The organism is uncultured Slackia sp. (genome assembly GCF_944321625.1).
Taxonomy (GTDB): domain Bacteria; phylum Actinomycetota; class Coriobacteriia; order Coriobacteriales; family Eggerthellaceae; genus Slackia.
Genome location: NZ_CALUMA010000113.1, coordinates 1 through 5,983, shown reverse-complemented (window position 1 = coordinate 5,983; position 5,983 = coordinate 1). Strand labels below are relative to the sequence as shown.

Genomic DNA, 5,983 nt, shown 5'->3' with positions numbered 1-5,983 from the left:
ACGCTGTTTCTGGCGGGCAACTACGCGGGCATTACGCGCACCATCCCCATCGCCATCTACTTCGAATGGATGGGCGGCGACATGGACACGGCGCTGTTCTGGACCTGCGTGGTCATCGCGTTCAGCTTCCTGGTGATCCTGTTCATCAACCTGTGGAGCAAGCGTACAACGAAGTATCGCCGCCAGGCGACCGAGGAATAGCAAGGGGTCCGCATGAGCCTCAAGGTTGATATCAAAAAGAACATGGGCGGCTTCCAGCTGGACGTCGCGTTCGAGGCCGGCAACGAGGTGCTGGGCTTTCTCGGCGCTTCGGGATGCGGAAAGTCGCTGACCATGCGCTGCATCGCCGGCATCGAGCGCCCCGACGAAGGTCGCATCGAGGTGAACGGGAAGGTGTTCTTCGATCGTGCGCGCGGCAAGCGTGCGTCGGTTGACCTGACGCCGCAGCAGCGCAAGACGGCGCTGCTGTTCCAGAACTACATGCTGTTTCCCAATCTGACGGTGGCGCAGAACGTGGCGGCCGGCATCGGGAAAGACGTATCCGCGGCAGACCGGAACACCTTGGTGGCATCGCAGATGCGCCGATTCGGTCTGGAGGGCCTGGAGGCGCGCTATCCCGCTCAGCTTTCCGGCGGCCAGCAGCAGCGCGTGGCGCTCGCCCGCATGCTGGCGGCGCGCCCCGGCATCCTGATGCTGGACGAGCCCTTTTCGGCGCTTGACGCCCATCTCAAAAGCTCGCTTGAACAGAACCTTATCGGCCTGTTCAAAGAGTATGAGGGCACGGTGCTCTACGTGAGCCACGACATCGACGAAGCGTTTCGGTTCTGCGACCGCATCGCCGTGGTGGACAGCGGGCGCATCGACGAGATAGGGTCCAACCAGGCCATTGTGGAAAGCCCCGGTTCGCTTGCCGCCATCAAGCTCTCTGGCTGCAAGAACACCACCGAGGCGGCGTACGTGGACGCCTCGACGGTGCACCTGCCGCAATGGGGCATCCGCGTGAAGAGCGCCCTCCCTGTGCCTCAAGACGTGCGCTATTTCGGCGTGAGGGCGTTCTTCCTGCAGCGTGCGGAAGGACCTGGCGAGAACGTGTTCCGCATGCGCGCCGACCGCGTGAGCGATTCGCGCTTCGAACGTACCGTCATGCTGGGCTTTCTCGACGCCGAGCAGACGCCTCAGCGCCTCCATGATGTGGCGGAAGAGGACGAGACCATGAAGTTCCTCCGCACGCATCTGCAGTGGCGCGTGGACAAGCTCAAGGTGGGCTTCGAGGGCCTGCCCCAGGAAGGCGATGAGCTCTTCATACGCATTCCGCCCGAGGCTATCTATCTGGTATCAAGGTAGCGCTTGGGATTCTCGGGCTCAGAGGGGCCGGTCGGACGCCGCAGGACACTTGTCTCTCTCAAACTTCATTATCTAAAGGTTGGAGAGACGAGTGAGGCGCATAGCGAGCGAAGCGAGCGGTAGCCGAACGCGTGTCCCGCGGCGTCCGACCGGCCCCTCCGGGGCCATACGTTCCCAATTATTCTCGTTCGTGGTACTATGCGAGCGTTTCGAAAGGGGTTTCATGAAAGACCATCTGGGCCGCACAATCGAATATCTGCGCATCTCGCTCACTGATCGCTGCAACTACCGCTGCATCTACTGCATGCCGGAGGAAGGCGTGGTCAGCCTTCCCCATGAAGAGATTCTGCGCATCGAGGAGATAGCGCATCTGGTGCGCATCGCTGCCGATATGGGCATCAAGAGCGTGCGCCTGACGGGCGGTGAGCCGCTTGTGCGCAAGGGCGTGGTCGATTTGGTGCGCGACGTGGCGAACACGCCCGGCATCGAAAACGTATCGCTGACAACCAACGGCGTGCTCTTGCCTAGGATGGCGGATGATCTGAAGCGTGCGGGCCTTTCGCGCGTGAACATCTCGCTCGATACGCTCGACGAGGACCAGTTCGCCTACATCACGCGCCGCGGGCACCTGCACGAGACGCTCGACGGCATCGAGGCGGCTCTTGATGCCGGATTCGACCCCGTGAAGATCAACGCCGTCACGGTGCGCAGTCTCAATCAGGATTTTCTTGCATTCGCGCGCCTGTCAGTCGACCGACCGCTGCATGTGCGCTTCATCGAGTACATGCCTGTGGGCGATTCCGCCGGCGCCACGGGGTGCGGATGGGGTCCTCAGGACGTGGTGCCTAACGAAGAGGTGCTCGAGTCCATCAACGATGCCGCACGCAAGGCAGGCTTACCCGAACTCGTTCCGGCGGGTGATGATAAGCCGCTCGGTTGGGGGCCGGCGCGTTACTGGGAGTTTCCGGGGGCCAAGGGCACGGTGGGCTTTATCTCGGCCATGTCGAACCATTTCTGCGCCCAGTGCAACCGCGTGCGCCTGACGGCGGACGGCAAGCTGCGTCCGTGCCTGTTCTCGGACGTCGAGCTTGATGTGCGCGCGGCATTGCGTGCGGGCGACGACGAGGGCGTGCGCGCGGCATTCGCCGAGGCGCTGCGCATCAAGCCCGATGAGCACCACAACAAGGTAGGCACCGAACGCAACATGAGCCAAATAGGAGGCTAGAGGATGGATCAGCAGCTTACGCATATTGACGAGAAGGGCGAGGTGCGGATGGTGGATGTGTCCGCCAAGCCCGACACCGAGCGCATCGCGGTGGCCGAGGGGTTCATCGCCATGCATCGCGAGACGCTCGATCTGATCGTCGAAGGCAAGGCCGCCAAGGGCGACGTGCTCGCCTGCGCGCGCGTCGCGGGCGTGATGGCGGCCAAGAAGACGAGCGAGCTCATTCCCATGTGCCATCCGCTCAATATCACCAAGGCGAAGGTCGAATGCGATCCGGTGTTCGAGGGCGAGCGCGAGGACGGCCGTGTGGGCATTCATGTAACCACCACGTGCGGCGTCACGGGCAAGACGGGCATCGAGATGGAGGCGCTCACCGCTGCGAGCGTGGCATGCCTGACCGTCTACGACATGTGCAAGGCAGTCGATCGCGGTATGGAGATCATGGACGTGCGCCTGCTGAAGAAGGACGGCGGCAAAACCGGGCTGTGGCTGCGCCAATAGGCATGCCGCAGATAGAGAGCGAATAAGAAAGGCCACTATGCAGTGGCCTTTCTTGATGTATTGAAGCGGTTAGTGCCCTCCGCCTGCCATCATGGATACGGCGTGGGGGAGTACGTCGGCCACGCCTGCCCAGTTCTCTCGCGCAGCCTTCTCGCTGCCGGGCAGGTTGATCACGATGGTACTGCCGCGCTGCATGCAGATGGCGCGGGACAGCATCGCGCGCGGCGTGATGGCCATGCTATAGGCGCGCATGCCTTCGGCGATGCCGGGTACCTCACGGTCGCACACGTCGCGCGTGGCCTCAGGCGTGACGTCGCGCGGCGAAAGGCCGCTTCCGCCGCAGGTGAGAACCACATCGACTTCGGGCATGTCGGCAAGGCGCGCGATGTTCTCGGCTATGGTCGCGCGGTCGTCTTTGACCACCACGCGCTCGACGCAGGTCCAGCCGCGTTCCGCTATGAGCTCCTCGAGGGCGGCACCCGCGGTGTCCTCCTTTTCGGAGCGCGTGTCTGAGCAGGTGATGATGGCGAACGAGGGCTTCGGTTCTTCGTGCTTGTGCGTATGCGCCATTACAGCACCACTCCTTCATCGACGTCCAGCAGGATGCATTCGAGCATATCGCCCGCGTGCGCTTCGGTGACGTTTTCGGGGATGATCGCGACGCAGTTGCTGCGCTGAATCACGCCGAACAGTCCCGAGCTCTGGTTGGCGGCGGGCGTCACCTCGAGCACGCCGTCTTCGCCGCGCGTGATGGTGGCGCGCATGAGCAGGCGACGCGGGTCTTTTTTCTTCTTGTCGGCGGTAAGGCGCGCCTGCACGTGCGGGCGTTCGAGCTGGGTGTGGCCCTGCATGGCGAGCAGCGCGGGGCGAATGATCAGCTCGAATCCCATGTAAGCGGCGGCGGGGTTGCCGGGAAGGCCGAATACAGGCGTGCCGTCGACCACGCCGAAGGTCTGCGCCTTGCCCGGGCGCATGTTCACGGTGGTCATGTACAGTTCGCCAAGGGTTTCCACCACCGGCTTGATGAAGTCGAAATCGCCGTTCGAGGCGCCGCCCGACGTGACCACGAAATCGAAGTGCGCACAGGCATCTTTCACCACGCGCGTCAGTTCGTCCAAGTCGTCGGGCACGATGGGGAGCATCTCAGGGATGGCGCCCGCCTCGCGCGCGCATGCGGCAAGGGCGTAGCCGTTGGAGTTGCGGATGTGGCCTATGCCCGGGCGCTCCGTGGGCGGAACGAGCTCGCTGCCGATGGGGATGATGGCGACGCGCGGCGCACGATACGTGGGCACTTCCGTTGCGCCGCATCCCGCCAGAAAGCCCGCGCCGGCCGACTTGATGACCTCGCCAGCGCGCACGACCACTTCGCCTTCCTTGGCCTCTTCGCCCGCTTCGCGGATGTTCGCGCGCGGTTTGGCGGGGGAGGTAAAGCGAACGCGGCTCTGCGGCATGCCGTCGCCGCCCAGGTAATCGACGATTTCGTACTTCACCACAGCGTCGGCGTCGGCGGGCAGCGCGGCGCCGGTCATGATGCGCACGCACTGGCCGGACTCGATGGCTCCTTCGTAGGCGCCGCCTGCAGGAACTTCGGCGATGACATCCAAATCGACGGGCGATTCAGGCGATGCCTGCGCGATGTCGGAGGCGTGCAGGGCAAAGCCGTCCATGGCAGCGTGGGCGAACGGGCTCACGTCCATGTCGCTCGTCAGGTCGGCTGCGGCGACGCGGCCCGTCGCATCAAGCAGCGGAACGGTTTCGACATCGAGCAGCTTGGTGTGGGAGCGGACGAGCTCCTGCGCTTCCTCGAGCGAAATCATGGAAGGCACGGTTCCAGTCATATCGGTCCTTTCGATGGCGTAAATTATTTCCAAATAAGTATATATCCTATTGAGGCACATATGCATGCAAATGTACATGCGCCAACATGCGCGAATGGGCGTATACGGCATGCGCAACCAGGAAATGCGAGTCGGTTAATAGGGTGAATCGATGCGCGTATCCCAGGCGATGAACGCCCAGGACACTACGCGCAGCACGTCGAGGCACAGTAGCCCCTCGGGGATGCCCTTCCTGTCGGGTTTTCCTGCGTCGGGGTTGTCGACGATGTGCTCGGAGAGCCACGCGTCAAGGCGGGCTATGGCGGCCTCTCGTTCGGGGAGGGGCATCGTCGGGTTGGAGGCGTCGATCATGCGAGTGAAGTCCTCAAGCGCCTCCGCCTGCGTATCGAAGGTGTCCTTGCGCGTTGAGTGGATGTAGTCCACCGTAGGTTCGAAGCCCTTCTGGGCGAGGATGCCGAATGCATAAAGGAAATCGCGGGTGGGGGAGACGGACACGTCGATTGCCTTGAGCAAGCGCGGGTCGACGTTGGGAGACGTTCCCGTGGTGAGCGTGATGCAGCAGCGGCGGCGGGCAACGCGGGTAAGCTTGTCCAGGGCGGCTTCAAGGTCGGCAACGGCGATCGAGCGCGACGCGATGGCGACGTCGGCCATATGCTCCTCCACGCCATGCGCCGCCCAATCGTCCTCCCAACTCATCCTGATGGGGGTGATGGAATCGACGCCGTGAATGCTCATGTTTTCGGCGAGCTTGCCCAGCATGCCGTCACTGAAGTCGGCGGCATAGACGACATGCCCCGCCTCCGCAAGGGGGACGGCCAAGGCACCGGTGCCGCATCCCATGTCGAACACGACGTCGCCGGGCTGTATGCCCGCAAGCTTGAGGAACGCTTCGGCGTACAGGTTGCGGGTGTCCTTGGTGTCGTAGCGAGCGGATTTCTTCGTCCAATGGGAGGAATCCTTGAGCGGTGCACGTGTGAGCTGGAGCTGCTGCCTTTCCTTGTTGAAATCGATCATGGCTTCTCCTGCATGCTGGAACCGATAATTGTTCGCATGGGAGGATGATACCGCAAAGGAT

General features: G+C 63.0%; 7 protein-coding genes and 1 pseudogene. 4 read left to right on the top strand and 4 right to left on the bottom strand.

Translation table 11 applies throughout. The annotated features are described in order from the left end of the window. The 4 genes and pseudogenes from Q0J60_RS09520 to moaC form a co-directional block, all read left to right on the top strand. A pseudogene (locus tag Q0J60_RS09520) lies at window positions 1–201 on the top strand (molybdate ABC transporter permease subunit); the annotation flags it as partial. A 12-nt stretch (window positions 202–213) separates the two neighbouring features. Further along, entirely contained in the window at window positions 214–1,344 is a 1,131-nt protein-coding gene (locus tag Q0J60_RS09515) for a sulfate/molybdate ABC transporter ATP-binding protein (RefSeq protein ID WP_294440947.1), read from the top strand. A gap of 223 nt (window positions 1,345–1,567) precedes the next feature. Further along, a complete protein-coding gene (gene moaA, locus Q0J60_RS09510) occupies window positions 1,568–2,569 on the top strand; it encodes a GTP 3',8-cyclase MoaA (RefSeq protein WP_294440945.1) in 1,002 nt (333 codons plus the stop codon). A 3-nt stretch (window positions 2,570–2,572) separates the two neighbouring features. Then, entirely contained in the window at window positions 2,573–3,070 is a 498-nt protein-coding gene (moaC, locus tag Q0J60_RS09505) for a cyclic pyranopterin monophosphate synthase MoaC (RefSeq protein WP_294440943.1), read from the top strand. A gap of 69 nt (window positions 3,071–3,139) precedes the next feature. Here moaC and Q0J60_RS09500 read toward each other — a convergent pair whose 3' ends face one another. From Q0J60_RS09500 to Q0J60_RS09490, 4 genes are read right to left on the bottom strand one after another with little or no spacing between them, the layout of a single operon-like run. Further along, a complete protein-coding gene (locus Q0J60_RS09500; protein ID WP_294440940.1) occupies window positions 3,140–3,640 on the bottom strand; it encodes a molybdenum cofactor biosynthesis protein B in 501 nt (166 codons plus the stop codon). After that, complete coding sequence (gene glp, locus Q0J60_RS09495) at window positions 3,640–4,908, bottom strand: gephyrin-like molybdotransferase Glp (RefSeq protein WP_294440939.1); 1,269 nt, start codon at window positions 4,906–4,908, stop codon at window positions 3,640–3,642. Before glp ends, Q0J60_RS09500 begins: the two co-directional genes overlap by 1 nt. Window positions 4,909–4,954: 46 nt before the next feature. Beyond that, entirely contained in the window at window positions 4,955–5,116 is a 162-nt protein-coding gene (locus Q0J60_RS10545; RefSeq protein WP_367178834.1) for a hypothetical protein, read from the bottom strand. After that, window positions 5,044–5,922, bottom strand: a complete 879-nt coding sequence (locus Q0J60_RS09490; RefSeq protein WP_294440935.1) for a class I SAM-dependent methyltransferase — start codon at window positions 5,920–5,922, stop codon at window positions 5,044–5,046. The genes Q0J60_RS10545 and Q0J60_RS09490 overlap by 73 nt, the downstream gene beginning before the upstream one ends. Window positions 5,923–5,983: the final 61 nt, after the last annotated feature.

What these genes read in the sequence shown, in the direction of transcription:
- moaA (WP_294440945.1), top strand. Translation starts at nt 1,568, where the DNA reads ATGAAAGACCATCTGGGCCGCACAATCGAATATCTGCGCATCTCGCTC.
- Q0J60_RS09515 (WP_294440947.1), top strand. Translation starts at nt 214, where the DNA reads ATGAGCCTCAAGGTTGATATCAAAAAGAACATGGGCGGCTTCCAGCTG.
- glp (WP_294440939.1), bottom strand. Translation starts at nt 4,908, where the DNA reads ATGACTGGAACCGTGCCTTCCATGATTTCGCTCGAGGAAGCGCAGGAG.
- Q0J60_RS09500 (WP_294440940.1), bottom strand. Translation starts at nt 3,640, where the DNA reads ATGGCGCATACGCACAAGCACGAAGAACCGAAGCCCTCGTTCGCCATC.
- Q0J60_RS09490 (WP_294440935.1), bottom strand. Translation starts at nt 5,922, where the DNA reads ATGATCGATTTCAACAAGGAAAGGCAGCAGCTCCAGCTCACACGTGCA.
- moaC (WP_294440943.1), top strand. Translation starts at nt 2,573, where the DNA reads ATGGATCAGCAGCTTACGCATATTGACGAGAAGGGCGAGGTGCGGATG.